The organism is Mycobacterium sp. 852014-52144_SCH5372336 (assembly GCF_001665615.1).
Taxonomy (GTDB): Bacteria; Actinomycetota; Actinomycetes; order Mycobacteriales; family Mycobacteriaceae; genus Mycobacterium; species Mycobacterium neumannii_A.
In genome coordinates, this window is record NZ_LZSW01000033.1 from 160,633 (window position 1) to 185,529 (window position 24,897).

At 68.4% G+C, this 24,897-nt stretch carries 25 protein-coding genes; 15 read left to right on the plus strand and 10 right to left on the minus strand.

From position 1 onward, the window contains the following. Positions 1–3: 3 nt before the first annotated feature. On the minus strand, positions 4–1,236 hold the full coding sequence (locus A5759_RS07070) for a chloride channel protein (protein WP_068195557.1): 1,233 nt from the start codon (positions 1,234–1,236) through the stop codon (positions 4–6). A 39-nt stretch (positions 1,237–1,275) separates the two neighbouring features. On the opposite strand from A5759_RS07070, the gene mshB reads away from it, so the two are divergent. Together mshB and A5759_RS07080 are read left to right on the plus strand one after the other, a co-directional pair. Then, a complete protein-coding gene (gene mshB / locus A5759_RS07075; RefSeq protein WP_068195559.1) occupies positions 1,276–2,166 on the plus strand; it encodes an N-acetyl-1-D-myo-inositol-2-amino-2-deoxy-alpha-D-glucopyranoside deacetylase in 891 nt (296 codons plus the stop codon). A gap of 116 nt (positions 2,167–2,282) precedes the next feature. Continuing rightward, positions 2,283–2,714, plus strand: coding sequence for a hypothetical protein (locus A5759_RS07080; protein WP_369816172.1), 432 nt, complete (start codon positions 2,283–2,285; stop codon positions 2,712–2,714). Between the two features lie 2 nt (positions 2,715–2,716). Here the strand turns inward: A5759_RS07080 and A5759_RS07085 are convergent, their stop codons facing one another. Further along, entirely contained in the window at positions 2,717–3,910 is a 1,194-nt protein-coding gene (locus A5759_RS07085; protein WP_156616841.1) for a hypothetical protein, read from the minus strand. Positions 3,911–4,124: 214 nt separating this feature from the next. Between A5759_RS07085 and A5759_RS07090 the strand changes: the two genes are divergently transcribed. After that, complete coding sequence (locus A5759_RS07090; RefSeq protein WP_068195572.1) at positions 4,125–6,704, plus strand: bifunctional FO biosynthesis protein CofGH; 2,580 nt, start codon at positions 4,125–4,127, stop codon at positions 6,702–6,704. 207 nt (positions 6,705–6,911) lie between these two features. Beyond that, a complete protein-coding gene (locus tag A5759_RS07095; RefSeq protein ID WP_068195575.1) occupies positions 6,912–7,466 on the plus strand; it encodes a YceI family protein in 555 nt (184 codons plus the stop codon). Between the two features lie 4 nt (positions 7,467–7,470). Here A5759_RS07095 and A5759_RS07100 read toward each other — a convergent pair whose 3' ends face one another. After that, positions 7,471–8,082: a DUF1353 domain-containing protein gene (locus A5759_RS07100; protein WP_082962024.1), complete on the minus strand. Its 612-nt coding sequence runs from the start codon at positions 8,080–8,082 to the stop codon at positions 7,471–7,473. Between the two features lie 244 nt (positions 8,083–8,326). On the opposite strand from A5759_RS07100, the gene fdxA reads away from it, so the two are divergent. Both fdxA and dapC read left to right on the plus strand, forming a co-directional pair. Then, positions 8,327–8,650, plus strand: coding sequence for a ferredoxin (gene fdxA, locus A5759_RS07105; protein WP_064398016.1), 324 nt, complete (start codon positions 8,327–8,329; stop codon positions 8,648–8,650). A 23-nt stretch (positions 8,651–8,673) separates the two neighbouring features. Next, positions 8,674–9,807, plus strand: a complete 1,134-nt coding sequence (gene dapC / locus A5759_RS07110) for a succinyldiaminopimelate transaminase (protein WP_068195577.1) — start codon at positions 8,674–8,676, stop codon at positions 9,805–9,807. On the opposite strand, the gene A5759_RS07115 is transcribed toward dapC, so the two are convergent. Next, a complete protein-coding gene (locus A5759_RS07115) occupies positions 9,794–11,377 on the minus strand; it encodes a CdaR family transcriptional regulator (protein WP_068195580.1) in 1,584 nt (527 codons plus the stop codon). The two genes, dapC and A5759_RS07115, sit on opposite strands and share 14 nt — an antisense overlap. Positions 11,378–11,470: 93 nt before the next feature. On the opposite strand from A5759_RS07115, the gene pruA reads away from it, so the two are divergent. Both pruA and A5759_RS07125 read left to right on the plus strand, forming a co-directional pair. Next, positions 11,471–13,105 (plus strand): L-glutamate gamma-semialdehyde dehydrogenase, encoded by a 1,635-nt coding sequence (gene pruA / locus A5759_RS07120; protein ID WP_068195666.1) that lies wholly within the window; start codon positions 11,471–11,473, stop codon positions 13,103–13,105. Beyond that, entirely contained in the window at positions 13,105–14,103 is a 999-nt protein-coding gene (locus tag A5759_RS07125; protein WP_068195583.1) for a proline dehydrogenase family protein, read from the plus strand. The genes pruA and A5759_RS07125 overlap by 1 nt, the downstream gene beginning before the upstream one ends. Here A5759_RS07125 and A5759_RS07130 read toward each other — a convergent pair. The 4 genes from A5759_RS07130 to A5759_RS07140 all read right to left on the minus strand — a co-directional run bounded on the left by A5759_RS07130 (position 14,100) and on the right by A5759_RS07140 (position 15,843). Beyond that, entirely contained in the window at positions 14,100–14,636 is a 537-nt protein-coding gene (locus A5759_RS07130; protein ID WP_068195586.1) for a hypothetical protein, read from the minus strand. The genes A5759_RS07125 and A5759_RS07130 overlap by 4 nt on opposite strands. Before the next feature lie 58 nt (positions 14,637–14,694). Further along, positions 14,695–14,832: a hypothetical protein gene (locus A5759_RS25905; protein WP_156616843.1), complete on the minus strand. Its 138-nt coding sequence runs from the start codon at positions 14,830–14,832 to the stop codon at positions 14,695–14,697. A gap of 80 nt (positions 14,833–14,912) precedes the next feature. Next, complete coding sequence (locus A5759_RS07135; RefSeq protein WP_068195589.1) at positions 14,913–15,242, minus strand: VOC family protein; 330 nt, start codon at positions 15,240–15,242, stop codon at positions 14,913–14,915. 115 nt (positions 15,243–15,357) lie between these two features. Further along, complete coding sequence (locus tag A5759_RS07140; protein ID WP_068195669.1) at positions 15,358–15,843, minus strand: NUDIX hydrolase; 486 nt, start codon at positions 15,841–15,843, stop codon at positions 15,358–15,360. A gap of 93 nt (positions 15,844–15,936) precedes the next feature. Here A5759_RS07140 and A5759_RS07145 point away from each other — a divergent pair, with 93 nt between their 5' ends. From A5759_RS07145 to A5759_RS07155, 3 genes are all read left to right on the plus strand, one after another. Beyond that, positions 15,937–17,337, plus strand: a complete 1,401-nt coding sequence (locus A5759_RS07145) for an acyl-CoA synthetase (protein WP_068195593.1) — start codon at positions 15,937–15,939, stop codon at positions 17,335–17,337. Further along, positions 17,334–17,684 carry a VOC family protein gene (locus A5759_RS07150; protein ID WP_068195596.1) on the plus strand — a complete coding sequence of 117 codons (351 nt, stop codon included), beginning with the start codon at positions 17,334–17,336 and terminating at the stop codon, positions 17,682–17,684. The genes A5759_RS07145 and A5759_RS07150 overlap by 4 nt, the downstream gene beginning before the upstream one ends. Before the next feature lie 62 nt (positions 17,685–17,746). Then, positions 17,747–18,307, plus strand: a complete 561-nt coding sequence (locus A5759_RS07155; RefSeq protein ID WP_068195674.1) for a M15 family metallopeptidase — start codon at positions 17,747–17,749, stop codon at positions 18,305–18,307. A gap of 126 nt (positions 18,308–18,433) precedes the next feature. Here the strand turns inward: A5759_RS07155 and dapD are convergent, their stop codons facing one another. Next, positions 18,434–19,378 (minus strand): 2,3,4,5-tetrahydropyridine-2,6-dicarboxylate N-succinyltransferase, encoded by a 945-nt coding sequence (gene dapD, locus A5759_RS07160; protein ID WP_068195601.1) that lies wholly within the window; start codon positions 19,376–19,378, stop codon positions 18,434–18,436. A 24-nt stretch (positions 19,379–19,402) separates the two neighbouring features. On the opposite strand from dapD, the gene dapE reads away from it, so the two are divergent. The 4 genes from dapE to A5759_RS07180 all read left to right on the plus strand — a co-directional run bounded on the left by dapE (position 19,403) and on the right by A5759_RS07180 (position 24,104). Beyond that, on the plus strand, positions 19,403–20,467 hold the full coding sequence (gene dapE, locus A5759_RS07165) for a succinyl-diaminopimelate desuccinylase (protein ID WP_068195604.1): 1,065 nt from the start codon (positions 19,403–19,405) through the stop codon (positions 20,465–20,467). Positions 20,468–20,570: 103 nt separating this feature from the next. Beyond that, positions 20,571–22,190, plus strand: coding sequence for an ABC-F family ATP-binding cassette domain-containing protein (locus tag A5759_RS07170; RefSeq protein ID WP_068195609.1), 1,620 nt, complete (start codon positions 20,571–20,573; stop codon positions 22,188–22,190). Between the two features lie 93 nt (positions 22,191–22,283). Then, a complete protein-coding gene (locus tag A5759_RS07175) occupies positions 22,284–23,402 on the plus strand; it encodes a hypothetical protein (protein ID WP_068195611.1) in 1,119 nt (372 codons plus the stop codon). A gap of 12 nt (positions 23,403–23,414) precedes the next feature. Continuing rightward, the gene (locus A5759_RS07180) at positions 23,415–24,104 is read left to right on the plus strand and encodes a hypothetical protein (RefSeq protein WP_068195614.1); all 690 of its coding nucleotides are present in this window, start codon (positions 23,415–23,417) and stop codon (positions 24,102–24,104) included. 3 nt (positions 24,105–24,107) lie between these two features. Here A5759_RS07180 and A5759_RS07185 read toward each other — a convergent pair whose 3' ends face one another. Further along, positions 24,108–24,869: an ESX-1 secretion-associated protein gene (locus A5759_RS07185; protein WP_068195617.1), complete on the minus strand. Its 762-nt coding sequence runs from the start codon at positions 24,867–24,869 to the stop codon at positions 24,108–24,110. Positions 24,870–24,897: the final 28 nt, after the last annotated feature.

Genomic DNA, 24,897 nt, shown 5'->3' on the forward strand with positions numbered 1-24,897 from the left:
GCCTCACCCGCCGGTGGTGGTCCGCCTGTCGCGCAGCCCGCGCAAGCCGTGTGCGGCGAACGCCGCGATTGCGAACACCACCAGCAGCCAGTAGGGCGGATGCGCGAGCTCCCAGACGAACAGCGCCGCGAACGCCGGTGCGCGCTGGGTGATCGCCAGCACGCCCGCCGCGCACGTCAACGACAAGGCCGAGACGGGGAGGTCCGTTCCCGCCCAGTGGTTCAGCGCGAGGGCGACGAGCGACCCAGCGGCCGCACCCGTCGCCAACGCCGGAGTGATCAGGCCGCCGACCGCGCCGGCGCGCAGGAACACCGCGGTGAGAAGCGGCTTCAGCAGCAGGATCATGGCGGCCGCGCCGAGCGTGAGCCCGTTGTTGAGGCTGACAGTGAGAATGCTTCTGCCGTTACCCGGCAATTCGGGCCACCAGATCGAGCACACGCCGGTCAGCAGGCCGGCCGCGGCGATCGCGGGAATCAGCATCGATGAGCGCATCTGGATCGGTGGCCGGGCGGCGGTCATCACGCGGTCGAAGGCCAAGCCGACCGCGGCGGCCAGCGGCGAGATGGCCACCGCCAGAAACGCGAACAGGGGCGACAGCTCGAAGTCGGGCCAGGTCAACGCGTGCTCGAGATGGGTGACCGGAGCCGCCACCGCCACGGCCAGGCTCGACGTGATCAGCGCCGCGCCGACCGCACGCGGATGCCAGGTTCGGAGCAGGATGCTTGCGGTGAACAGGGCCCCACCCAACGGCACGCTGTACACCGCGCCGAGCCCGGCGCCCGCGGCGCAGGCGAGCAGGATCTCGCGATCGCGCGCAGTCAGGGCGAGCCGTGTCGTCCCGAAATCGCCGAGCGCGGCGGCGATCTGGCGCGGCGCGCTCTCACGCCCCAGCGATGCGCCCGATCCGACGAGCAGCACCTGAAGTGCGGCGTCTATGCACAACGGCACGCGGGGCAGTGGGCGGGGCGACGTGATGGCCGAGGACAACGACGGAATCTCGGTGCGCCGACGCAGCAGCCACCACCCGAAACCGGCAAGCGCCCCGCCGATCATCGGGCCTGCGGCGCGCCGGACCGGGCTGCTCCCGCCGATACCGGTGAGCAGGGTGCCGAACGAGTAGTGGTACGTGAGGTGTTCGACGCCGTGCAGGAGCAGCGTCGTGGCCGCACCCGCGACGCCTGCGAGCAGACCGATGATGATGATCGCGCAACCGAACTCCACGGTGCGCCGGGACACCTCGTGAATGTATGCCAGCCGGCAGGCAAGCTGGTGCGAATGGAACGCGATGACCCCAGCGGTGGGCGGCTGTTGTTCGTGCACGCCCATCCCGACGACGAGACGCTGACCACCGGCGCCACGATCGCCCACTACGTCGGCCGCGGTGCGCAGGTGCGCGTCGTGACATGCACGCTCGGCGAAGAGGGCGAGGTCATCGGCGAGCGGTGGGCCCACCTGGCCGTGGACGAGGCCGATCAGCTCGGCGGCTACCGCATCGGCGAGCTGACCGCGGCGCTCAACGCGCTGGGTCTCGACGAACCGGAGTTCCTCGGCGGGGCCGGGCGCTGGCGCGACTCGGGGATGGCGGGCACACCGCGGCGGCACCACCAGAGGTTCATCGACGCCGATCCCGCCGAGTCCGTGGGTGCGCTGGTCGAAATCATCCGCGAGCTGCGCCCGCACGTCGTCGTCACCTACGACCCGCAAGGGGGTTACGGCCATCCCGACCACGTCCACACCCACGAGGTGACGATGGCCGCCGTGGCCGCCGCCGAAGGGTCGGGGTTTCCTGGCGAGCCGTGGGCCGTGCCGAAGGTCTACTGGGCGGTGACGTCCAGGAACGCGATCGCCGAGGGGCTCGCCAGGATCGACGATGCACCCGCCGAGTGGGCCCGAGTGACCGTGGACGAGGTGCCGTTCGGCTATCCCGACGACGAGATCGACGCGGTGATCGACGATCCCGGACAGTTGAGCGCCAAGGTGGCGGCGATGCGCGCGCACGCGACGCAGATCACCGTCGCCCCGGACGATCGCTCGTTCGCGCTGTCCAACAACATCGCGCTACCGGTCGGCGGGGTCGAGCACTACGTCCTGGCCGCGGGTACGGCCGGTGAACGCGACAGCCGAGGCTGGGAAACCGATCTGCTCGCCGGACTGGACCTTCAATAGCGGCGGCGATAGGGAGTAAGCTCGCCCGCAGTCGGCGGCGCGACGAAGGGACGGCACATGGATCCAGATCTCGATCCCAACCTGCAGCATTGGCAGGACCGGTTCGACAGCCTGCAGTGGGTGATCGGTTCCCTCACCGGCATGCTGGACAGCATCCCGACCTGACCTCGCTCACCATCACCGCCGGGCCTCGAAGCGTGGCGGTCCTGACGCTGCTGGCCATCGACGGTGTGCTGTGCGCCATCGCTTCGGCCTTCTTCCTTCCGCTCCGCCTGGGATCCGTCCCTTTTCCGATCAGCGCGTTGCTCGCCGGCCTGGTCAACGCCGCGCTGGTGTGGGCCGCGACGCACTGGACCACGTCGCCGCGGGTTGCGGCCCTTCCGTTGTGGACCTGGCTGTTGACGGTGGGGCTGATGACGCTGGGTGGACCGGGAGACGACCTGATCTTCGGCGGCGCCGGCGTGCTGGAGTTCGCGGCGCTGCTGCTCATCGTGCTCGGCACGCTGCCGCCTGCGGCGGTGCTGCGGGCCTACGTGAAGCGGACCTGACGTTACGTCGGACCGGCCGCGGACCCGTTGGTGTCGGCGGAGTTTTGATTCGCGTCGGCCTGCGGGTCCTGGTCGCCGGCCGCATCATTTGACGACGGCGCCTGCGTCGACGGCGACTGGGGTGAGGTGTTCTCGAGGTTGTCTTTCGGAACCGAGGCAAGTGATCCGTCGGTCTCCTGCGTATTCGTCGTGCCGGTCGGTGTGGCGATCGCTGACGCGCGAATCTCTCCTTGTGCCCGAACGGTGGTCGTGGTGTCCGCCGGGGTGGTGGTCGTCAACTCCTCGTCACCGTCGAGTTCACGTTCGGCACCGCCGATGAGTCCGTCGGCGGTCGACTCGGTCTCGAGCTTTTCGGTCGCCGGCACCTGTTCGATCTGCTCCCCGTCGAGATTGGAGAGTTCGCCGACGACTTCGCCGCCGAATTCGCTGGCGCCTTGTTGGACGATGCCTTGACGCTGCGTGAGCGTCTCGTCGCCATCCTTCACACCGTCGTCCAGCACGTCTTCTTGGTCCAACTTGGCTTCGACGGGCGGGGTCGATTCGTCCAGCGACGAAATCTGCAACCCGGCCTCGGCCGCTTCCGCAGCGAACGGACCGATGGGCGGAATCGGCGGGAGTGGCGGGAGCCAGAAAGCCAATTGGTCGTTGGCCAGGAAGATGAACGAGTTGATGGTGTCGACGGCGACGTTGACCAACCCATCCCAGAAGCTGATGTTGCCGCCGAGCCAGTCGGCGATGTTGAACGTGATGCTGCGCACGATGCGTTCGCCGAAGTTGTAGAAGATCTCGATCTGCGGTGCGAGCCACCCGACGTAGGGGATCCAACCGACGGCGTATGCGGCCACGTCGAAGCCCCATTCCACCCACGGTTCGACCGCGTTGTAGACGTTCTTGATCGCGCTGTCGATCGAATTGCCGCCGACGACGTTCGGGAAGTCAGGCCCGGGGAACGAAGCGCTTGCGCTCGGTGGCACGACGATGCGTTCGAGCCACCAGATCAGCAATTCGGGCAGCTCGAGAGCGGGGACTGAGGGGCCCGTTCGCACCACCGGTGGCGTAGTTTGCGCAGACGCGACCAGCCGGACGGTGGGAGCTGGTGAGGGCGGCGGGGCGGGGCGTACAGGGGCGATCACGACGGCGCTCACCGCCAGGATGATCACGGCCATTACGAACATCGAGTGTGCAGAGCGCTTCACTTCGTCCTCCCAAACCCCGACACCCAGCAAACTACGCCGATATTTGCTCATACGTAAGAAGAACGACGGTGGATGTTTTGCTGGCGCCCATCGACCCGACGGCGGCGTGCCGCCGACGCCACCCTGCGGACTACTGTTGCCGATATGTCAGGCGCCGATGTTTCAGGAAGTGAGACGCGCGGATGATCCTCAACGAGCGCGGGGTTATACGGGAGTGGCTCTGAACCCTCACCGCGGCGCCGATCTGCCCGACCCGGTGATCTCACCGAAGCCCGATCAGCCCAGTCCTGCGGCGCTGCGGCGGGTACTGCGACGCGCACGCGACGGGGTGGCGCTCAACGTGGACGAAGCCGCGATCGCGATGACCGCCCGCGGCGAGCAGTTGGGCGAGTTGTGTGCCAGCGCATCACGGGTGCGCGACGCCGGACTCGAGGCAGCAGGGCGGCGCGGGCCCTCGGGACAGCTACCGGTCAGCTACTCGCGCAAAGTATTCATTCCCGTCACGCATCTGTGCCGCGACACCTGCCACTACTGCACGTTCGTCACCGTTCCCGGCCGGCTGCGTGCGCAGGGCAAGGGCATGTACATGGAGCCCGACGAGATTCTCGACGTCGCGCGGCGCGGGGCCGAATTGGGTTGCAAGGAAGCGTTGTTCACGCTCGGTGACCGCCCCGAAGCGCGGTGGGACGAGGCCCGCCAGTGGCTCGACGAGCGGGGCTACGACTCCACGCTGGACTACGTGCGCGCGATGGCGATCCGCGTCCTCGAAGAGACCGGACTGCTGCCACACCTGAATCCCGGCGTGATGAGTTGGTCGGAACTGTCCCGGCTCAAGCCGGTCGCACCGTCGATGGGCATGATGCTCGAAACCACCTCGCGGCGGCTGTACGAGACGCGCGGCGCGGCTCATTACGGCAGCCCGGACAAGGACCCCGAGGTTCGGCTGCGGACCCTGGACGACGCGGGTCGGCTGTCGATCCCGTTCACCACGGGCCTGCTCGTCGGGATAGGTGAGACGCTTGTCGAGCGGGCCGAGACCATTCACGCGATCCGCCGGTCGCACAAGGAGTTCGGGCACGTTCAGGAAGTGATCGTGCAGAACTTCCGGGCCAAGGACCACACCGCGATGGCCTCATCGCCGGACGCGGAGTTCGAGGACTTCCTGGCCACCATCGCGGTCACCCGGCTGGTGCTGGGTCCCAAGATGCGGGTTCAGGCGCCGCCGAACCTCGTGTCGCGCAACGAGTGTCTGGCCCTCGTCGGGGCCGGGGTCGACGACTGGGGCGGTGTCTCGCCGTTGACCCCCGACCACGTCAACCCCGAACGCCCGTGGCCTGCACTCGACGAGCTGGCCGCGGTGACCGCCGACGCCGGCTACGACCTGGTGCAGCGGCTGACCGCGCAACCGCAGTACGTGCAGGCGGGTGCGGCGTGGATCGACCCGCGGGTGCGGGGCCACGTCGACGCGCTTGCCGACCCCGACACCGGTTTCGCGCTGGACGTCAACCCGGTCGGGCGGCCGTGGCAAGAGCCCGATGAGGCGTCGGAGTCGTTGGGCCGCACCGACCTTCACTCCGCGATCGACGACGCCGGGCGGCTCACCGAGACCCGCAGCGACCTCGACAGCGCGTTCGGCGACTGGGAGTCGATCCGTGAGAAGATCTCCGAACTCGCGGCCAGGGCACCCGAACGCATCGACACCGATGTACTGGCGGCGTTGCGCGCCGCCGAACGCGATCCGGCCGGGCTGTCGGACGACGCGTACCTGGCGCTGGCCTGTGCCGACGGTCCGGCATTGGATGCGGTTGGCGCGCTTGCCGATTCGCTGCGCCGCGACGCCGTCGGGGAGGACGTCACGTTCGTCGTCAACCGCAACATCAACTTCACCAACATCTGCTACACCGGCTGCCGGTTCTGTGCCTTCGCCCAGCGTAAAGGAGACGCCGATGCGTACTCGCTGTCGGTGGACGAGGTCGCCGACCGGGCGTGGGAGGCGCACGTCGCGGGCGCGACCGAGGTGTGCATGCAGGGCGGTATCGACCCCGAACTGCCCGTCACCGGCTACGCCGATCTGGTGCGCGCGGTGAAGAAGCGGGTGCCGTCGATGCATGTACATGCGTTCTCGCCGATGGAGATCGCCAACGGTGTCACCCGCAGCGGCCTGTCGATTCGCGAATGGCTGACGTCGTTGCGCGAGGCGGGGTTGGGCAGCATCCCGGGCACCGCGGCAGAGATTCTCGACGACGAAGTGCGATGGGTGCTGACGAAAGGCAAGCTGCCGACGTCGATGTGGATCGAGGTCGTGACGACCGCCCACGAGGTCGGTCTGCGGTCCAGCTCGACGATGATGTACGGCCACGTCGACCAGCCGCGACACTGGGTCGGCCACCTACGGGTGTTGCGCGAAATCCAGGACCGCACCGGCGGGTTCACGGAGTTCGTGCCGCTGCCGTTCGTGCACCAGAGCTCGCCGCTGTATCTGGCCGGCGGCGCGCGCCCGGGCCCGACACACCGCGACAACCGCGCCGTGCACGCGCTCGCGCGCATCATGCTGCACGGCCGGATCTCCAACATTCAGACCAGCTGGGTCAAACTCGGCGTCGAGCGCACCCAGGTGATGCTCACCGGCGGGGCCAACGACCTCGGCGGCACCTTGATGGAGGAGACGATCTCGAGGATGGCCGGTTCGGAGTTCGGCTCCTACAAGACGGTCGAGGAACTCGTCTCGATCGCCGAGGGCATCGGCCGCCCGGCGCGCCAGCGTTCCACGACGTACGCCCCCCTCGCCGCCTAGCTTTACTTCCGCGAGCGACCGTGTCTGCACCCCGACACGCCGCGTTCCGGCGACATTTTGCGGTCGCTCGCGGCCTGAGACGAGCCTGAAAGCGCGGGCCTCGGTTCCGCGACCCCTTCGGAATAAATCCGGACTGTGGTCCGTTTCGATAGGAAGTGCCTCCGATGGCGGACCGGCACCCCGAATCGAAACGAAGGAGAAACGAGCATGACCACGACCACAGCTGTTACGACCCCCCTTTCCGTCGGCACCTGGACCATCGACCCCGTGCACTCGACCGTAGGGTTCTCCGTACGCCACATGATGGTGAGCAAGGTGCGCGGCACGTTCGACGACTTCAACGGTGCGATCACCGTCGCCGAGGACGGCACGCCCTCGGTCACCGCCGAAATCAAGGTCGACTCCATCAACACCCGTAACGAGCAACGCGACGGCCACCTCAAGTCGGCCGACTTCTTCGACACCGCAAAGCATCCGATCGCCACCTTCACGTCGACCGGTGTGCGGCCCAACGGCGACACCTATCTCATCGATGGCGACTTCACGCTCAAGGGCGTCACCAAGCCGATCACCCTCGAAGTCGAGTTCAACGGCGTCAACCCCGGCATGGGACAGGGCGAGGTCGCCGGGTTCGAGGCCTCAGTTGTGCTGAACCGCAGAGACTTCGGCATCAACATCGACATGCCGCTCGAGACCGGCGGCGCGGTCGTCGGCGACAAGGTCACCGTCACCCTCGAGATCGAGGCCCTCAAGCAGGCCTGACCCGTCAGGTCTTCAACGGCAGCGGTGGTGGTGTCTCGTCGGGCACCACCACCGCGACGACCGACTCGAGAAGCCAGAACACCACCGTCGCCACCACGATCACCAACGCGGGCACGACGACGATCGGGGCGGCGACGAGCAGCACCAGAAGCAGGGCGCCCGGCAGATCTCTCCACCAGCCGGCGCCGCCCTTGCCCTGCAGGATCGCGGAGAGCCGCACCGTCGCCCAGATGATCCAGCGCCGCAGCAGGCTCACGCCGTCGCGCTGCATCTGCAGGCGAAAGCGGTAGTCGGCGGTCCGGCGGTCACACCCCGTGCGCTCCGGAAAGCGCCAGAGGTAGTCGTGGAGGACGGCTGCGCGCGCATAACGCCCGGCGCGGGGCACGAACCAGGCCACCACGCCCGGCACCGACACCAGATCGGTCGCGAAGTCGGCGCTGACCTCGAACTGCTCATTCGGCCCCTCGAAGCCGAGCGGCTGCGTGGTTCGCCACTCGTCCCACGCGCTCTCCTTGAAGACCCGTTTGGTGGCGCGTACGGCGTCGACCTCGGCCGCGGTCAGTTGTCGGACATGGAGGACGGCCGTCTTGTCGACGGGCGGGGCGCAACGTTCCATCACGCAGGTATAGCAAGGTGGTCGCGCCGCGCGGTCGGACTGAGGGGTGTCTGCTAGGCAGTTGTATGTGCAACGTTTAGTATCAGTAACCACGCGCAACCCTTAACAGGGGTGCGCGTGAAAGTTAGGGCACACTGAGACGACCGTCCAAGTAACGACCACGGATACTTGCGGCTGACTTGGATGCCCACCCCGTACGGCAGCCCACCGGACAGGAGATCGAGGAGACCTTGAGGAGAACACGGTGACGTACGTCATTGCCGAGCCTTGTGTCGACGTCAAAGACAAGGCGTGTATCGAGGAATGCCCAGTCGACTGCATCTACGAGGGCGCTCGCATGCTCTACATCCACCCGGATGAGTGCGTGGACTGCGGTGCCTGCGAACCGGTGTGCCCCGTCGAGGCCATCTACTACGAAGACGACGTGCCTGATCAGTGGAGCAGCTACACGCAGATCAACGCCGACTTCTTCGATGAACTGGGCTCGCCCGGTGGCGCGTCGAAGGTGGGCCAGACCGACAACGACCCGGAGCCGGTCAAGAGCATGCCGCCGCAAGGTGAGGACTGATAACGGCTCACGCAGGGCGCAGTATGCCGCCGCCCGCGCAGCGCAGCCGAGCGGCGCGACAGCCCCGTAGCGCGTCGCTGCCGGCGTTTCCCTGGGACACCCTGGCCGACGTGACCGCGCTGGCTTGTGCGCACCCGGACGGCATCGTCGACCTGTCCGTGGGCACCCCGGTGGATCCGGTGGCGCCCGTCATCCGCGAAGCGCTGACGGCGGCCAGCGCCGCGCCCGGCTACCCGACCACCGCAGGCACCCCCGCCTTGCGAGAAGCCGCGGTGAACGCGCTGGCGCGGCGCTACGGCATCACGGACCTGTCGCCCGACGCCGTGCTGCCGGTGATCGGCACCAAAGAGCTGATCGCCTGGTTGCCGACGCTGTTGGGGTTGGGTCCCGACGACGCTGTGGTCGCGCCCGAGCTGGCGTACCCGACGTACGACGTCGGCGCGCGGTTGGCGGGCGCGCGGATCGTGCGGGCCGATTCGCTGACACAACTCGGTCCGCAGACTCCCGCCCTGGTGTACCTGAACTCGCCGAGCAACCCGACGGGCAAGGTGCTCGGCGTCGACCACCTGCGAAAGGTGGTCGGCTGGGCACGCGAGCGCGGAGTACTGGTCGCCTCCGACGAGTGTTACCTCGGGCTCGGCTGGGACGCCCAACCGCTGTCGGTGCTGCATCCGTCGGTGTGCGACGGGGACCATACCGGGCTGCTGGCCGTGCATTCGCTGTCCAAGACGTCGTCGCTGGCCGGGTACCGGGCCGGTTTCGTCGCGGGAGACCCGAGCGTCGTCGCCGAGCTGCTGGCGGTTCGCAAGCACGCCGGAATGATGGTGCCGACGCCGGTGCAGGGCGCGATGGTCGCCGCTCTCGACGACGACGAGCACGAACGCGAGCAGCGGGCCCGCTACGAGAAACGGCGCGAGATCCTGCTTCCCGCCGTGCGCGCGGCCGGGTTGACCGTCGAAGACTCCGAGGCCGGGTTGTACCTGTGGGCGACGCGCGGAGAGCCGTGCCGTGACACCGCCGCCTGGCTCGCGCAGCGCGGCATCCTCGTCGCACCCGGCGAGTTCTACGGCGCCCGCGGGACCAAACACGTGCGGATCGCGTTGACCGCGACCGACGAGCGGATATCGGCGGCCGCACAGCGCCTCACGGCCGGTTAGATTCCGTCGCTCGTAAACCGAGCGCGAGCACCAGCCGGTCGTCTGGATCGTTCAGCGACGTCGACAACAACTTCTCGATGCGACGGATCCGGTAGCGCACCGTGTTCGGATGCACGTGTAGTCGCTGAGCGACCGCGGTGATGTCACCGAAGGCGTCGAGGTAGTCCCCGAGCGTTTCGGCGAGCACCGGATCCTGTTCTCGCAGTTGATGTATCCGCGGGTCGACGAGCCGCTGACCGATCCGCGACACGATCTCGTCGAGCAGCACGGTGGTACGCGCGTCGTCGAGCGACGCGACGTGGCCGATCGCGCCGGGGTGACGCTGTGCGCTGTCGAAGACCCGGTCCACCTCGGCGCGCGCGTTCGCGGCGGCCGCCAGTCCGGCAAGCGGGGCGGCGACGACCGCCCGCAGCGAGAGCCCCAGTTCGCGGTCGAGCGTCGCGACCGCACCGCGCGCCCACGACATCACCGATGACGGCGCACCGATCTTCGGAAGCAGCACATAGACCCGCGCACCGCTCGACGCGATCTGCGCATCGGGCCGAAACGCGCTGGCGCTCAGGGCGATCACACTCGCCGGTGTGGTGCCCTCGGGATCGACGAACCCGACGAGCGCACCTCGGCCCTCGACGGAGACGCCGAGTTCCCGTGCGACGGCTGCGACATCGACGGCGTCACCGGACAGGCCGAGCAGTTCCTGCACCTGTCTGGTGTGTGTGGACGGCGAGGCCGACAGCCGCGACAGAATGCGTGCCGCAAGGACGGCCCCGCCGCGCAGCACCTCCTCGACGTCGTCGGCCAGCGGTGCCGAACCCTGTTGCAACCAAATGGTTCCGGCGAACCGGCCGGCTTTCGCATCGGGAATGTGGATGCCGATCGCCAGGCGCGGTCGCAGCCCCAACTCCGGTCGTTCGGCGACGCGCACAACGTCGGTGCTCGAACGCAGGGCGTCGAAGATGCCCCACTGCGCGAGCCAGGCCAAGTGCTCGGGCGGGCCGGCGCGGCCGAGGATGGTCAGCCGGCGTAGCTCGTCGGCCTCGTCGCTGGACGCCGAATACGCCAGCACGTGGGAATTCTCGTCCTCGATGCTGATCATGCCGCGTGTGCGATCGGCCATCGACTGGGCCAAGCCGAACAGGTCGGTGCCCGGATCGTGATGCGGATCGCCATGGTCGCCGTGATGTTCGAACGCATGGTTCACCAGCTTGTACAGCGACTCCCAGCGGGCCTGCGGTTCGACGGCCACCACCGCGGTACCCAGCGCGACGGCCTGCTCGACCGCGGCAGGAGACGGTTGCTTGACGAAGATCGCGGCGGGCACCCGGCCGGTGCCTGCGAACTGCCGCTCGAGCCAGCGCACCGCGTCCACGTCGTCGACACCGAGTAGAAAGAACAGGTCCGCCGAGCCGGGTCCGACGGCCAGACCCAGCCGGACATCGTCGGCGTCGACCAGGGCGACCGATGCGACGGGCATGTCCAGGCCGCGCGGCGCCTCGACCAGCGTCACCATGGTCCGGTCCAGCGCCAGCAGCAGTCGGCCGAGGCCGAGACCGGCGGTTCGTGGCTCCATCGCACGCCCCTTTGTCTGATCCGACTATAGATCGTCGGTGGCGTTGTCGGATCGGCCATCGGATCGGGTGTCGTGGCCGAGCATCATTTCGTCATGGATGCCATCACCGACGTTCCCCCTCCGGCGAACGAGCCGGTCCACGATTACGCGCCGGGCTCGGGTGAACGCGCCCGGCTCATCGAGGCGCTGACCTCCGTCGCCGCACACCCCGTCGACCTGCCGCACGTCATCGGCGGCCAACACCGGATGGGTGACGGCGACCGCATCGACGTGGTGCAGCCACACCGTCACACCGACCCTTCCGGGCGGCTGGGCACCCTCAGCAACGCCACTCACGCCGACGCGGCCGCGGCCATCGAGGCCGCCATGGTCGCCAAAGCGCAGTGGGAGGCCACTCCGTTCGACGACCGGGCCGCGGTGTTTCTGCGGGCGGCCGACCTCCTCGCAGGCCCGTGGCGCGAAAAACTCTGCGCCGCCACCATGCTCGGGCAGTCCAAGTCGGCGTATCAAGCCGAGATCGACGCCGCCTGCGAACTCATCGACTTCTGGCGGTTCAACGTCTCGTTCGCCCGAAAGATCCTCGAGCAACAACCGATCAGCGTGCGCGGGGTCTGGAACCGCACCGACTACCGACCGCTCGACGGGTTCATCTACGCGATCACGCCGTTCAACTTCACCGCGATCGCGGGCAACCTGCCCACGGCGCCTGCGCTGATGGGCAACACCGTGATCTGGAAGCCGTCGCCCACCCAGACGTTCGCCGCCTATCTCACGATGCAGTTGCTGGAGCAGGCCGGTCTGCCGCCCGGCGTCATCAACCTGCTCACCGGGGACGGCGTGGCGGTTTCCGAGGTGACGCTGTCGGATCCGCGGCTGGCAGGCATCCACTTCACCGGGTCGACCACGACGTTCCAGCATCTGTGGCGCGAGGTGGGCAACAACATCGACCGCTACCACGGCTACCCGCGCCTGGTGGGCGAGACGGGTGGCAAGGACTTCATCGTCGCCCATGCCAGCGCGCAGCCCGACGTGCTGCGCACGGCGCTGATCCGCGGCGCGTTCGATTATCAGGGCCAGAAGTGCTCGGCGGCGTCGCGGGCGTTCATCGCGCGCTCGGTGTGGCAGCAGATGGGCGACGACTTCCTCTCGGCAACAGAGGAACTGCGCTACGGCGACGTGACCGACCTGACCAACTTCGGCGGTGCGCTGATCGACGCACGGGCGTTCGCCAAGAACGTCAAGGCGATCGAGCGCGCGAAGACCGCCCACGTGACCATCGCCGTCGGCGGCGAATACGACGACACAGAAGGCTATTTCGTCCGCCCGACCGTGCTGTTGTCCGACGACCCGACCGACGAATCGTTTCACACCGAGTATTTCGGGCCGATCCTGGCGGTTCACGTCTACCCCGACGACGGATACGACCGCATCCTCGACGTCGTCGACACCGGGGCGAAGTACGCGCTGACCGGTGCGGTGATCGCCGACGACCGCTCGGCGGTGCTGGCGGCCGAACGGCGACTGCGCCATGCGGCAGGCAACTTTTACATCAACGACAAGCCGACCGGTGCAGTCGTCGGACAACAGCCCTTCGGCGGGTCGCGGGCATCGGGCACCAACGACAAGGCGGGTTCGGCGCTGAACCTGCTGCGGTGGACATCGGCGCGCTCGATCAAGGAGACCCTCGTCCCGCCGACCGACCACAACTATCCGCACATGGAGCAGTAATGGGATTCTTCCAACGCGTTGCGCGGCCGGCGATCATGGCCGCCGGCCGGCGGGAGTCCCTGCGAAGAACCGCCGAGCGGCTTCCGGTGACACGCGATGTCGTGCACCGGTTCGTGCCGGGAGAGACGGTGGACGATGCGCTCGACGCCGTTGTCGAATTGCGTGATTCGGGTCGCCTCGTGTCGATCGACCACCTCGGTGAGGACGTGACCGACGCGGACACCGCGACCGAGAACGTGCACGCGTACCTGACGCTGCTGGATGGTCTCGCGCGGCGTGAAGAGGGACCGGCCGAAGTGCGGCCACTCGAGGTCTCGTTGAAGTTGTCTGCGTTGGGGCAGGCATTGGCACGCGACGGCGAGAAGATCGCGCTGGAGAACGCCCACACCATCTGCGAACGGGCACAGCGCATCAGGGTGTGGGTGACGGTGGATGCCGAAGACCACACCACCACCGATTCGACCCTGTCGATCGTGCGCGATCTGCGCACCGAGTTCGGCTGGCTGGGAACGGCTCTGCAGGCGTATCTCAAGCGCACGCATGCCGACTGCCGGGAATTCGCCGGCCCTGCTGCATTCTCTTCGCGCAAGCGCTCATCGGCGGCTGCGCGAATCCGGTTGTGCAAAGGTGCCTACGACGAACCGGCGTCGGTGGCCTACCGCGACCGCGACGACGTCACCGACTCCTACCTGGGCTGCCTTCGGGTGCTGATGGCAGGAAACTGTTACCCGATGGTGGCCTCGCACGACCCGGCCGTCATCGCGGCGGTACCCGCGCTGGCCGCCGAGAACAACCGCGGCCGAGACGGTTTCGAGTACCAGATGCTGTACGGCATCCGCGATGCCGAGCAGCGCAGGCTGGCCGTTGCGGGCAACCATGTGCGGGTGTACGTGCCGTTCGGCGCCCAGTGGTACGGGTACTTCGTGCGCAGGCTCGCAGAGCGGCCCGCCAACCTGATGTTCTTTCTGCGGGCGCTGGCCGAACGCCGCGGCGCTTAGAGTGCCACGCCGACGGGAATGCCGGGTGAGCTGACGGGGCGCGCGGCGACAGGCATCACAACCGTCCCGCGGCATGCTCCGCTCAGGATCTCGGTCTGCCAGGTCCCGAACAGCTGTCCGTCGATGTCGGGGGCGTAGAACACGCGCGACCGCGCCGGTGCGTACTCGCTGGGAACCCCGTCGCCGCGGAAGCACTCCCACTGCCAGTTGTAGGCGTACTGCCAGCGCGCCCCATCCCAGGTGTAGCGGACCGGTTGCGGGATGGTGGGATTGCTCGGCGCGGGACCCGACACGACGGTGGCGACACACAACCCCGCCGAGCAGTCGGTCGCCAGCACGTACTGCGCGCTGAAATCGGGTTCGGGTTGAGCGGCGGCGACGCTGGTGCCCATCTTGTCCGACGCGTAGGTGACGATCTCGTAGCGCCCGTTCCACGCCGGATTCGCTGCGGCGGCCGTCGGCAGCAGCGAAACACTCGCGGCCGCAGCACATGTCAGCCCCAACAGCGCACTGGTCAGGGCACGGGCGGACATATCGTGAACACTACTTAGCCGACGTCCGCCAACCCCTCGCGACACGGTTTGCCGAAGGCTACGACACCGTCACGGATTGGTCTCGATGTGCCGGTGGTTGCGGGCCCTCGCCGCAGCCGGCGGAGGACACGAGGAAGTAGCCGGCGCCGCCGAACACCAGCGGCATCATCGCCATCATCCCGTAGATCGCGGTCATCGTGTCACCTCCTCCGATCGCTCCTACCTGGTACACGAAGCAGGGCGGCTTGCGGTTCGAAGTGGTTGTCGACGGGCCGGCTACGGCCGAGGCGAGAAGATGCGAAACGTGTTGTCTTCGGGATCGCGGAAGACGACCCAGTACAGACCGTCCTCCTGGTGATCACTGACGCGCACTGCGCCCAACGATTCGACCCGGTCGGCGTGCTCCGACCACGAGGGTCCGCCGTTGAAGTCGATCATCAGCCGATTCTGTCCGGCGGGCAGGTCCGCGGCCGGGCGGCCCTGGAACATCCAGGTCACCCCGCCGTCGTCGAGGCCGACGGTGGCGAACTCCGCGGTCGCGTGGTCGTCGACCGGCCGGTTGAGCACCCTGGACCAGAAGCGCGCCAGCGCGGCGGCGTGCGGCAGTCGAACGAATACATGCCGATCGGCATGGTGCCTGAAGTCGCCATGTCAGTCTCCTGTGGTCGCTTTTCTGCGTCACTGTGAAGACTCGGCACCGCGACCAAACTCATCGCTTCCGTCAGCGCCCCGACAGCACCAGCAGGGCCCACGCGGCGATCGACTGCGCACCGGTGATCACCCCGTCGCGCATCATCTGCTCGATCTCGGCACGGGTGAACCATTCGCTGTGCATGTCCTGTTCCTCGTGCTCGCGGTCGTGCTCGCCCTCGGTGATGCCGGTCGCCAGGAACACCCAGCCGCGCTGGCTGCTCATTCCGGGCGCCACGTCGAGCAGTCCCAGGCGCACCAGCTCCGACGCGCGCAGACCCGTCTCCTCACGCAGTTCGCGCGCCGCGAGGTCGGCGGGCGCGAGGTCCTTCTGGTCCGGCGCGGTGCCCTGCGGAAACTCCCAGCGCCGGAGACCCAGCGGATAGCGGAACTGCTCGACCAGCCGGAACCTGTCGCCATCCCGCGCGATCACCAACGCATAGGTCGGCTTGTCCACGACCGCGTAGATGCCGTCGCTGCCGTCGGGTCGGCGGATGTCGTCCTCGCGCAGCGCCATCCAGTTGTTCCGGTAGACCTCGCGCGATGCCAGCCGCTCAATGTGAGTCACGCGCCAAGTATGGCCGAGCCGATATGGGTAACCTCGCTGCTTATGCTGCTGGCTTCGCTCAACCCCGCCGCGGTCGCGGGTGGCGCCGACATCGGGGACGCGGTCCGCATCGGCGGGGCGCAGTTGTCGCGCAGTGATCTGGTGGGCGCCGCGACGTCGGTGGCCGAACGCGTCGCGGGTGCGCAGCGGGTCGCGGTACTGGCCACCCCGACCGTGGAGACCGTTTTGGCGGTGACCGGCTGCCTGATCGCCGGTGTGCCGGTCGTTCCCGTGCCCGCCGACGTCGGCGCCGCCGAGCGCAGACACATTCTGGGCGACTCGGGCGCGCAGGCGTGGCTGGGGGAGAGGCCTGCGGAAACCGAGGGTCTGCAGCACGTGCCGGTGCGACTGCACGCGCGCTCGTGGCACCGTTACGCCGAACCGTCCGCCGAGTCGCCCGCGTTGATCGTCTACACCTCCGGCACGACCGGCCCGCCCAAGGGTGTCGTCGTCAGCCGTCGCGCGATCGCCGCCGACCTCGACGCGCTCGCCGAAGCGTGGCAGTGGACGCCCGACGACATCCTGGTGCACGGCTTGCCGCTGTATCACGTGCACGGGTTGATCCTCGGGTTGCTCGGATCGCTGCGCATCGGAAACCGGTTCGTGCACACCGGGAAACCGAGTCCGCCGAACTATGCGGGGGCAGGTGGGACGTTGTACTTCGGGGTGCCGACGGTGTGGTCGCGGGTGGCCGACGACGCGGACGCGGCAGCGGCTCTGGCGTCGGCGCGGCTGCTGGTCTCGGGCAGCGCCCCGCTGCCGGTGCCGGTGTTCGACAAGTTGGTCGAAAGGACAGGTCACCGGCCCATCGAACGCTACGGATCGACGGAGTCGCTGATCACGATCAGCACCCGCGCCGACGGTGAGCGCAGACCCGGCTGGGTGGGACTGCCGCTGACCGGTATCGAGACCCGGCTGGTCGACGAGCACGGCGACGCGGTGCCGCACGACGGGGAAACCATTGGGCAGCTTCATGTTCGGGGCGCGACGTTGTTCGACGGCTACCTCAACCGCCCCGATGCGACCGCCGAGGTGCTCGACCCCGACGGCTGGTATCGCACGGGCGACGTCGCGGTGATCGGCGCCGACGGTATGCACCGGATCGTCGGACGCGAATCCGTCGACCTGATCAAGACCGGAGGTTTCCGCGTGGGTGCCGGCGAGATCGAGGCTGCACTGCTCGGACATCCCGGTGTGCAAGAAGTGGCGGTCGTCGGTGTGCCCGACGAGGACCTCGGCCAGCGCATCGTCGCGTTCGTCGTCGGTGACGCCACCCCCGACGAGCTGATCGAGTATGTAGCCCAACAGCTCTCGATACACAAGCGACCGCGTGAGGTGCGGCTGGTGGACTCGCTGCCGCGCAACGCGATGGGAAAAGTGCTCAAGAAGGAGCTGGCACGGTGACGCTGAGGTTCGACGAGATCTGCATCGACGCCCACGACGCCTCGGCGTTGGGCCGGTGGTGGTCGCAGGTGCTGGGCTGGCCCCACGACGTCGACGACGACGGTGACGTCGTGCTGCACGCACCGCCCGGCGCCGGCCCCGACTGGCTGTTTCTCGCGGTGCCCGATGACAAGGTCGCCAAGAATCGCATCCACTTCGACTTCCGGCCTGACGATCAGCAGGCCGAAGTCGAGCGGGTGGTCGGCCTCGGCGCGCGCCACGTCGACATCGGCCAGGGCGACGAAAGCTGGGTCGTGTTGGCCGATCCGGAGGGCAACGAATTCTGCATCCTGGCCGCCGAAGATTGACCGCCCCGTCCCTATTGGCGCGAGCGTGCGCGTCTGTATACGACACGCCGCGAAATCTCAGCATCTTGCGCACGCTCGCGGCGGCTTCAGTGTGCGCAATCGCCGCCTGCGGCACACCTCCGCCGCCGCCACCCCCGGCACCCGCCGTCGGCCAGGAGCCGCTGAGCATCGGGCCGGCCGCGCAGGACACCGTCGGCGGCTGGCTGCCCGACGGCCGGACCGTCAGCCCGTTCGACACCGAGCATCCGATCGTGAAGTGGCTCGATCCCGGGTTGCGCGAGGCGGTGCAGAAGGCGGCGCGCGACGCCGAAGACGACGGCATAACGATGCGCATCACGTCCGGCTGGCGATCGAAGGGGTTTCAGGAGCGGCTCTTCGACGACGGCGTCGTCCGGTACGGAAGTGTCCAAGCGGCACGGGAATTCGTCGCCTCACCGGAGAAGTCGAAGCACGTGACCGGCGAAGCCGTCGACATCGGGCCCGTCGAGGCGGACAAGTGGCTGATCGCCAACGGCCGCCGCTTCGGCCTGTGTCAGATCTACGCCAACGAGATCTGGCACTTCGAGTTGGCCGTCGTCGACGGGCGCTGTCCGCCGCTCAAGCCGAACGCCGCGGCGGACTGAGCGCTCACCGCGACATCACGGGGGCGCTCGTCACGCCGCGAGCGACCGCGAAATGACCGTCTGCACCGGCGTGTTGCGGTACAAACACGGACGCTCGCGCAACATGAACATAAAAGGTGCTCGACCTCAGTTCTGGTGGAGCGCTTCGTTCAGCGTGATACCGGTGCCGTCGCGGTTGACCACCTCGACGGCGCCTGAAAGCGAATTACGCCGGAACAGAAGGTTGTTGGCGCCGGACAGCTCGCGCGCCTTGACGGTCTGACCGTCGGCGGTCTGCACCTTCGTGCCGGCCGTGACGTACAGACCGGCCTCGACCACGCAGTCGTCGCCGAGCGAAATGCCAAGGCCCGCATTGGCGCCAAGCAGACACCGCTTGCCCACCGAGATCACTTCCTTGCCGCCACCCGACAGCGTCCCCATGATCGACGCGCCGCCGCCGACGTCGGATCCGTCGCCGACCACCACGCCGCCCGAGATCCGGCCCTCCACCATCGAGCTGCCCAGCGTGCCCGCGTTGAAGTTGACGAAACCCTCATGCATGACGGTCGTGCCCTCGGCCAGATGCGCACCGAGCCGTACTCGATCCGCGTCGGCGATCCGCACGCCCGTCGGCAGCACATAGTCGACCATCCGCGGGAACTTGTCGACGCCGTAGACCGCCACCGGACCGCGTTTGCGCAGGCGCGCCCGCACCGTCTCGAAGCCCGCCACCGCGCACGGCCCGTGATTGGTCCACACGACGTTGGTCAGCACCCCGAACAGGCCGTCGGCGTTCAAGCCGCGCGGCGCGACCAGACGATGCGACAGCAGGTGCAACCGAAGATAGGCGTCGTAGGCGTCGGCAGCCTTGTCCTCCAGCGACGAGATCACCGTCCGGACCGCCACGATGTCGACACCGCGATCCTCGTCACGCCCGGTCAGCGCGCCCAACTCTTCGGGCACCTCGGCCACCGACAACCGCACCGTGCCCGACGGGCCGTCTGCTCCGAGTTCGGGTGCCGGGAACCACGTGTCGAGGACAGATCCGTCGGCGGCGATCGTCGCCAGTCCTATGCCTGCAGCAGAAGTCACGCAGTAGAGACTAACGTCAGCCGTGTGGGCCTCGATTTGCACGGTGATCCGATCGCGCTGACCGCCGCGCTGGTGGACATTCCCAGCGAGTCGCGCCACGAGAGGCGCATCGCCGACGAAGTCGAGACCGCGCTGCGCGAACAGACCTCCCTCGAGGTGATCCGCAACGCCGACGCCGTGCTGGCCCGCACGAACCTGGGGCTGCCGTCGCGGGTGCTGCTCGCCGGCCACCTCGACACCGTGCCCGTCGCCGACAATCTGCCCAGCCGGCTCGTCGACGGGGAACTGCACGGCTGCGGCACCTCGGACATGAAATCGGGCGACGCGGTTTTCCTGCACCTGGCCGCCACCATCGCCGAGCCGACGCACGACATCACGCTGGTCATGTACGACTGCGAGGAGATCGAGGCGTCGGCCAACGGACTGAACCGCATCCAATCCGAGCTGCCCGACTGGCTGCGGGCTGACGTCGCGATCCTCGGCGAACCCTCCGACGGGTATATCGAGGCCGGCTGCCAGGGCACGCTGCGCGTCGTGATCAGCGCGAGCGGTACCCGCGCGCACTCGGCGCGGTCGTGGTTGGGCGACAACGCGATTCACAAACTCGGAGCCGTGCTCGACCGGCTGTCGTCGTATCGGGCCCGCAGCGTGGAGATCGACGGCTGCACCTACCGCGAAGGCCTGTCCGCGGTGCGCATCGACGGCGGTATCGCCGGCAACGTCATCCCCGATGCGGCCTCGGTGTCGGTGAACTTCCGGTTCGCGCCCGACCGCAATGTGGACGAGGCGCTGCGCCACGTGCGCGAGGTGTTCGACGGTCTCGACGTCGAGATCGAACTCACCGACTCGGCGGCCGGTGCGCTGCCCGGGCTGACCAAGCCGGCTGCGGCCGCGCTGGTGGCTGCCGCAGGCGGACAGGTCCGGGCCAAGTACGGATGGACCGACGTGTCGCGATTCGCCGCGCTCGGGGTTCCCGCGGTCAACTACGGCCCCGGTGATCCGAACCTCGCCCACCGTGTCGACGAGCGCGTCGAGGTCGCGAAGATCACCGCCGCGACCGACGTGTTGCGCCGGTATTTAACCGCTTGACCGCGCGTCTACGCTGAACGCATGTGAGTTGACGACGTCTCCGGGTGCCGCCCGGATCCGACCGTCCCCCCTTTTCCGTGCGAGACACGAAGCGATCACTCACATGACTTCTATCGTCTGTTCCCAGTTGTCTTTTGTATGGCCCGACGACACACCGCTGTTCGACGAGCTGTCCTCTTCCGTCGGCGAGGGCCGGACCGGTCTGGTCGGCCCCAACGGCGCCGGAAAGAGCGCGCTGCTCAAGCTGATCGTCGGTGAGCTGTCGCCGACGTCGGGTTCGGTCATCGTCGACGGCACGCTCGGGTACCTGCCGCAGACGCTGCCCTACATCGCACATCACACCGTCGCAGAACTGCTCGGCGTCGCATCCGTCATCGCAGCGCTCGACGCGCTGGCCGACGGGAACCCCGGTGCCGACGTCTTCACCACGATCGGCGACGACTGGGATGTCGAGGAGCGCGCGCGGGCGCAGTTGGATCGGCTCGCACTGAGCCACATCGCGCTCGACCGCCGACTCGACACGCTGTCGGGCGGCGAGATCATCAGCATCGGCATCGCCGGGCAGCTGCTGAACCGGCGGCCCGACGTGTTGCTGCTCGACGAACCGACGAACAACCTCGACATCGACGCGCGCCACCGACTCTACGACGCGCTCGACGACTTCACGGGCTGCCTGCTGGTGGTCAGCCACGATCGGCTGCTGCTCGATCGCATGGACCGGATCGCCGAACTGCACCACGGTGAGATCCGCTCCTACGGTGGCAATTTCACGCTGTACACGGAGGCGGTGAGCCACGAGCAGCGCCTCGCCGAGAACAATGTCCGTAGCGCTCACCAGCTGCTCAAGCGCGAGAAGCGCGAGATGCAGCAGGCGCGCGAGCGTGCGGTGCGGCGGGCGGGCGCGGCGGCGCGCAATCTCAGCCACGCCGGGTTACCGAAAATCATTGCAGGAGCGCGGAAGCGGCGAGCCCAGGAGACCGCGGGCCGCATCGACGGCGTGCACGCCGCGCGTGTCGACGATGCCAGGGCTCGCCTGGACGACGCCGAGCGGGCGATCAGGGACGACGACACGCTCGTACTGGACCTGCCCGGCACCGACGTACCCGCCGGCCGGGATGTGCTCACCGCCAAGGGATTGCGCTTCTCGGCCGGTGAGCGGCTGCTTCTCGACGACGTCGACCTGTCGGTGCGCGGGCCCGAGCGTATCGCGCTGACCGGGGGTAACGGGGCGGGCAAGTCGACGCTGCTGCGCATCGTCGGCGGGGACCTGACACCGGACTCCGGTTCGGTACAGCGCAGTGGTACCCGCGTGGCGTATCTGTCGCAGCGGCTCGACCTGCTCGATCCGCACCTCACCGTCGCCGAGAGCCTCACCGCCTATGCGCCGAGCCTTTCTCGCACCCGTCGCATGCATCTTCTGGCGCAGTTCCTCTTCCGAGGCGACCGGATCCATCTGCCGGTGGGCGCGCTGTCCGGCGGTGAGCGGTTGCGCGCGACACTCGCTTGCGTGTTGTTCGCCGAACCGGCGCCCGAGTTGCTCCTGCTCGACGAGCCCACCAACAACCTCGACCTCGTCAGCGTCGGGCAGCTTCGGGCCGCGCTGAACGCGTACCGGGGCGCGTTCGTCGTCGTCAGCCACGACGAGCCCTTCCTCGCCGACATCGGCGTGCAGCGGTGGCTCCGGCTATCCGGCGGCTGTCTCGAGGAGCAGTGGATGCCCTGATCGGACGTCACGTCGCATGAAATCGGCGCACGGGCAGCTATCCGGGGCACGGTAAGTTTGAGACCCGTAGCGTGTCGTCAAGGGGGTCGCGCCATGGGCATCGCGCCCGATTCCAGCCCGTACGGTGGTCAGACCGTGACCGGCCCGGGCTGGCCGAACGTCGACGAGGAGACGTTGGCCACAGCGGCGGCGTCCTATGAGGCGTTGGCGTCCAAGATCAGCGGCAACGTCGTGCCCGAACAGCAGGGTCAGCTGATGCAGTTGTCCGATTCGTGGGAGGGCGCGGGCGCGCTCGCCGCCGCGGGGGAGGCCACCAGCATCATCGGCGGGCACGAGGCCAACGCGGCGCAGGCGGCCGCGATCGCGGCGAAGTTGCGCGCGATGGAGGCCACGGTCGTGAAGACGAAGATGCTGGCGAACACGATCGCCCAAGAGGTCCAGCATGAGTGTGAAGCCCTCTCGGCGATGCCGTTCAGCAACACCCAGGAGCTGGTGCAGAGCCGGATCAAGATGGGGCTGTCGCAGAACATCGCCAACATCACCGCCAGCACCACCGAACTCGCCAACACCCTCGGCGTACCGCCGAGCATCCCGCTGTTCGGCGTCCCACCCGTGCCCGGAGCCAAGGAGGCGCAGGACAGCGGGGAGGAAGCCGCGAAGCAGGCCGGTGACGGTTCACAGCAGGCGATGCAGATGGTCGGCCAGATGGGAGCCATGGCCGCGCAGCTGCCGATGCAGATCGGCCAGACGCTGATGCAGGTGCCACAGCAGCTGGGCCAGCAGCTCTCGCAGCCGCTGCAACAGCTGACGTCGATGTTCGGGCAGGGCGGAAAGGCCGACTCCCTCGGCGGCGCGGGGCTGCCCTTCTCGTCGTTCTCCAACCATCCGCTCGCCGGCGGCTCGGGCGCCGGTGGCGGTTCCGGCATGGTCCGGGCGGCGTCGCTGCCGGGCTCCGGCGGCGCGCCACTGCAAACCCCGCAGATGGCCAACCTGGTCGGCAGCAAGGCGGTCAGCACCGCACCCGCGCCCGAGGGCGCGACCGCGGGGGCCGCAGCGGTCGGCGGGGCGGCCCCGATGGCCGCGGGCGGCGGTATGGGCGGGATGGCCCCGATGATGGGTCAGCGCGGCGTCAGCGGGGGCACCGCACCAGGATTGGCCGTGCCCGCGCCGTTGGAGCACGATCTCGACGACGACGACGATGACGACTGGTGACGAGGAGCGCACATGGGTAGCCCACTGAAGAAGCCCGACGGCATCAGCTGGAACGCGGCGGCGGTCGAACTGCCCGAGATACCGATGATTCCGGCGGGACAAGACGCGATGAGCGCCACCATTTCGGCGGTACTGCCGACCCTGGCCGCGCAGCTGACCACCAACGTCGCCGCGCTGTCGGCCAAGGAGAACACCTTCTCGGGCAAAGTGGGCGCCGCGCAGGCCGCCTACGAGAACTCCGACGACGCGGGCTCTCAGTCGGTCGGCCAGATCGTCGGGATGCTCGGCCAGGTGGGGCAGCAGGCCGGTCAGATGGGGCAGATGGCGGGGGCGCCTGCTCAGGCCCTCGGTGGGCAGACCGGAATGTTCGGCTCCCTCATGCAGCAGGCCATGCAAGGCGCCCAGTCGCCGGGCGGCTCGTCGGCAACCGGCGGAGGTGCGCCACCGAGCGGTGGTGCCGCCGCGACGGGCGGGCCGACGGTGCAGGGCCCGGGTGCCGGCGCACCGGCGCAGCAGCCTCGCGACGACGCCGGGCTGCAGACCGGTGAATCCGACGATCGTGAGGACCACCGGCCGTTGCACCGCGCCGACGACCGCCCGTGGGACGGCGCCGCCGGACCACAGGGCAGTGAATCGGGTGCGGGCGCTGCCCCCGTCACCCCTCCGAAGTCTGGGGACGACGACGTCGCCCGCAACCTGTAGCGGTTAACCCACCTGGGGACGCGTCTGTGCGGGTCGCGGGACCTCCGCGGCGACCGGCGCCTCCGGTGCACGACCCACTACCGCCGAATCGCTCGGTGCGGCTTGGTATTCCGGTTCCACGCGGCGCGTCGGCTCGGATGGTTCCTCGTCGGAGCGTTCGCCGGTGCCCTCGTCGTCGACGCGACTGTCGTCGCGCTCGGGTGTCTCTTCGCCTCGCGCGGCCTGCTGTACACCTTGCGCGATCATCTGCGGAACCTGTTGCAACCCTTGGGCAAGGCCCAGCAGCGGCGCCGTCATCGACCCGACCAGCTGCCCGACCTGCTGCCCGACCTGCCCGAGCATCTGGCCGACCATCTGATCGCCACCGGGCGGGCCTGCCGCGCCATTCGTGGGGGAGCCCAGGGCACTCCCTGTTGCCGGTGCGCTCTCGTTCGCTTGCGTATCCCGTTGACTGTCAAGTGCTTCGGCGGCCGCACGCAATTTCTCGGCTCCTTCGTGGTCGCCCTGCTCGTACATCTGGGCGGCCTTCTGCAGCAGGTCGGAGATCGTCGCACCCGCGTCGGCGGTGGAGTGCACGGTGCCTAGCCGAGCGTCGAGCGCGCTCGACAACGCGGCGCCCACTCCGGCCGCGATCTGGCCGTGGCTGTTCTGCACTCCGGTTTCCTCCGGTACGCCGGCGAGCACGTGCGACAGGTCCGTCGCGACGCGGTCGTGGATCGAGGCGGAGGACCGTAACCCGTTTGTCTGCGCGAACAACTGGCTCATGACAGTCAAGCCTAGGGCCGCGACAAGA

Excerpts from the sequence above, each read along its gene's own strand:
- A5759_RS07130 (WP_068195586.1), bottom strand. The coding sequence starts at position 14,636 with ATGTCCGCCCGTGCCCTGACCAGTGCGCTGTTGGGGCTGACATGTGCT.
- A5759_RS25905 (WP_156616843.1), bottom strand. The coding sequence starts at position 14,832 with ATGACCGCGATCTACGGGATGATGGCGATGATGCCGCTGGTGTTCGGC.
- A5759_RS07175 (WP_068195611.1), top strand. The coding sequence starts at position 22,284 with ATGGGCATCGCGCCCGATTCCAGCCCGTACGGTGGTCAGACCGTGACC.
- pruA (WP_068195666.1), top strand. The coding sequence starts at position 11,471 with ATGGATGCCATCACCGACGTTCCCCCTCCGGCGAACGAGCCGGTCCAC.
- dapC (WP_068195577.1), top strand. The coding sequence starts at position 8,674 with ATGCCGCCGCCCGCGCAGCGCAGCCGAGCGGCGCGACAGCCCCGTAGC.
- A5759_RS07170 (WP_068195609.1), top strand. The coding sequence starts at position 20,571 with ATGACTTCTATCGTCTGTTCCCAGTTGTCTTTTGTATGGCCCGACGAC.
- mshB (WP_068195559.1), top strand. The coding sequence starts at position 1,276 with ATGGAACGCGATGACCCCAGCGGTGGGCGGCTGTTGTTCGTGCACGCC.
- A5759_RS07115 (WP_068195580.1), bottom strand. The coding sequence starts at position 11,377 with ATGGAGCCACGAACCGCCGGTCTCGGCCTCGGCCGACTGCTGCTGGCG.
- A5759_RS07145 (WP_068195593.1), top strand. The coding sequence starts at position 15,937 with ATGCTGCTGGCTTCGCTCAACCCCGCCGCGGTCGCGGGTGGCGCCGAC.
- A5759_RS07095 (WP_068195575.1), top strand. The coding sequence starts at position 6,912 with ATGACCACGACCACAGCTGTTACGACCCCCCTTTCCGTCGGCACCTGG.
- A5759_RS07140 (WP_068195669.1), bottom strand. The coding sequence starts at position 15,843 with ATGGCGCTGCGCGAGGACGACATCCGCCGACCCGACGGCAGCGACGGC.
- A5759_RS07125 (WP_068195583.1), top strand. The coding sequence starts at position 13,105 with ATGGGATTCTTCCAACGCGTTGCGCGGCCGGCGATCATGGCCGCCGGC.
- A5759_RS07185 (WP_068195617.1), bottom strand. The coding sequence starts at position 24,869 with ATGAGCCAGTTGTTCGCGCAGACAAACGGGTTACGGTCCTCCGCCTCG.
- A5759_RS07180 (WP_068195614.1), top strand. The coding sequence starts at position 23,415 with ATGGGTAGCCCACTGAAGAAGCCCGACGGCATCAGCTGGAACGCGGCG.
- A5759_RS07100 (WP_082962024.1), bottom strand. The coding sequence starts at position 8,082 with ATGGAACGTTGCGCCCCGCCCGTCGACAAGACGGCCGTCCTCCATGTC.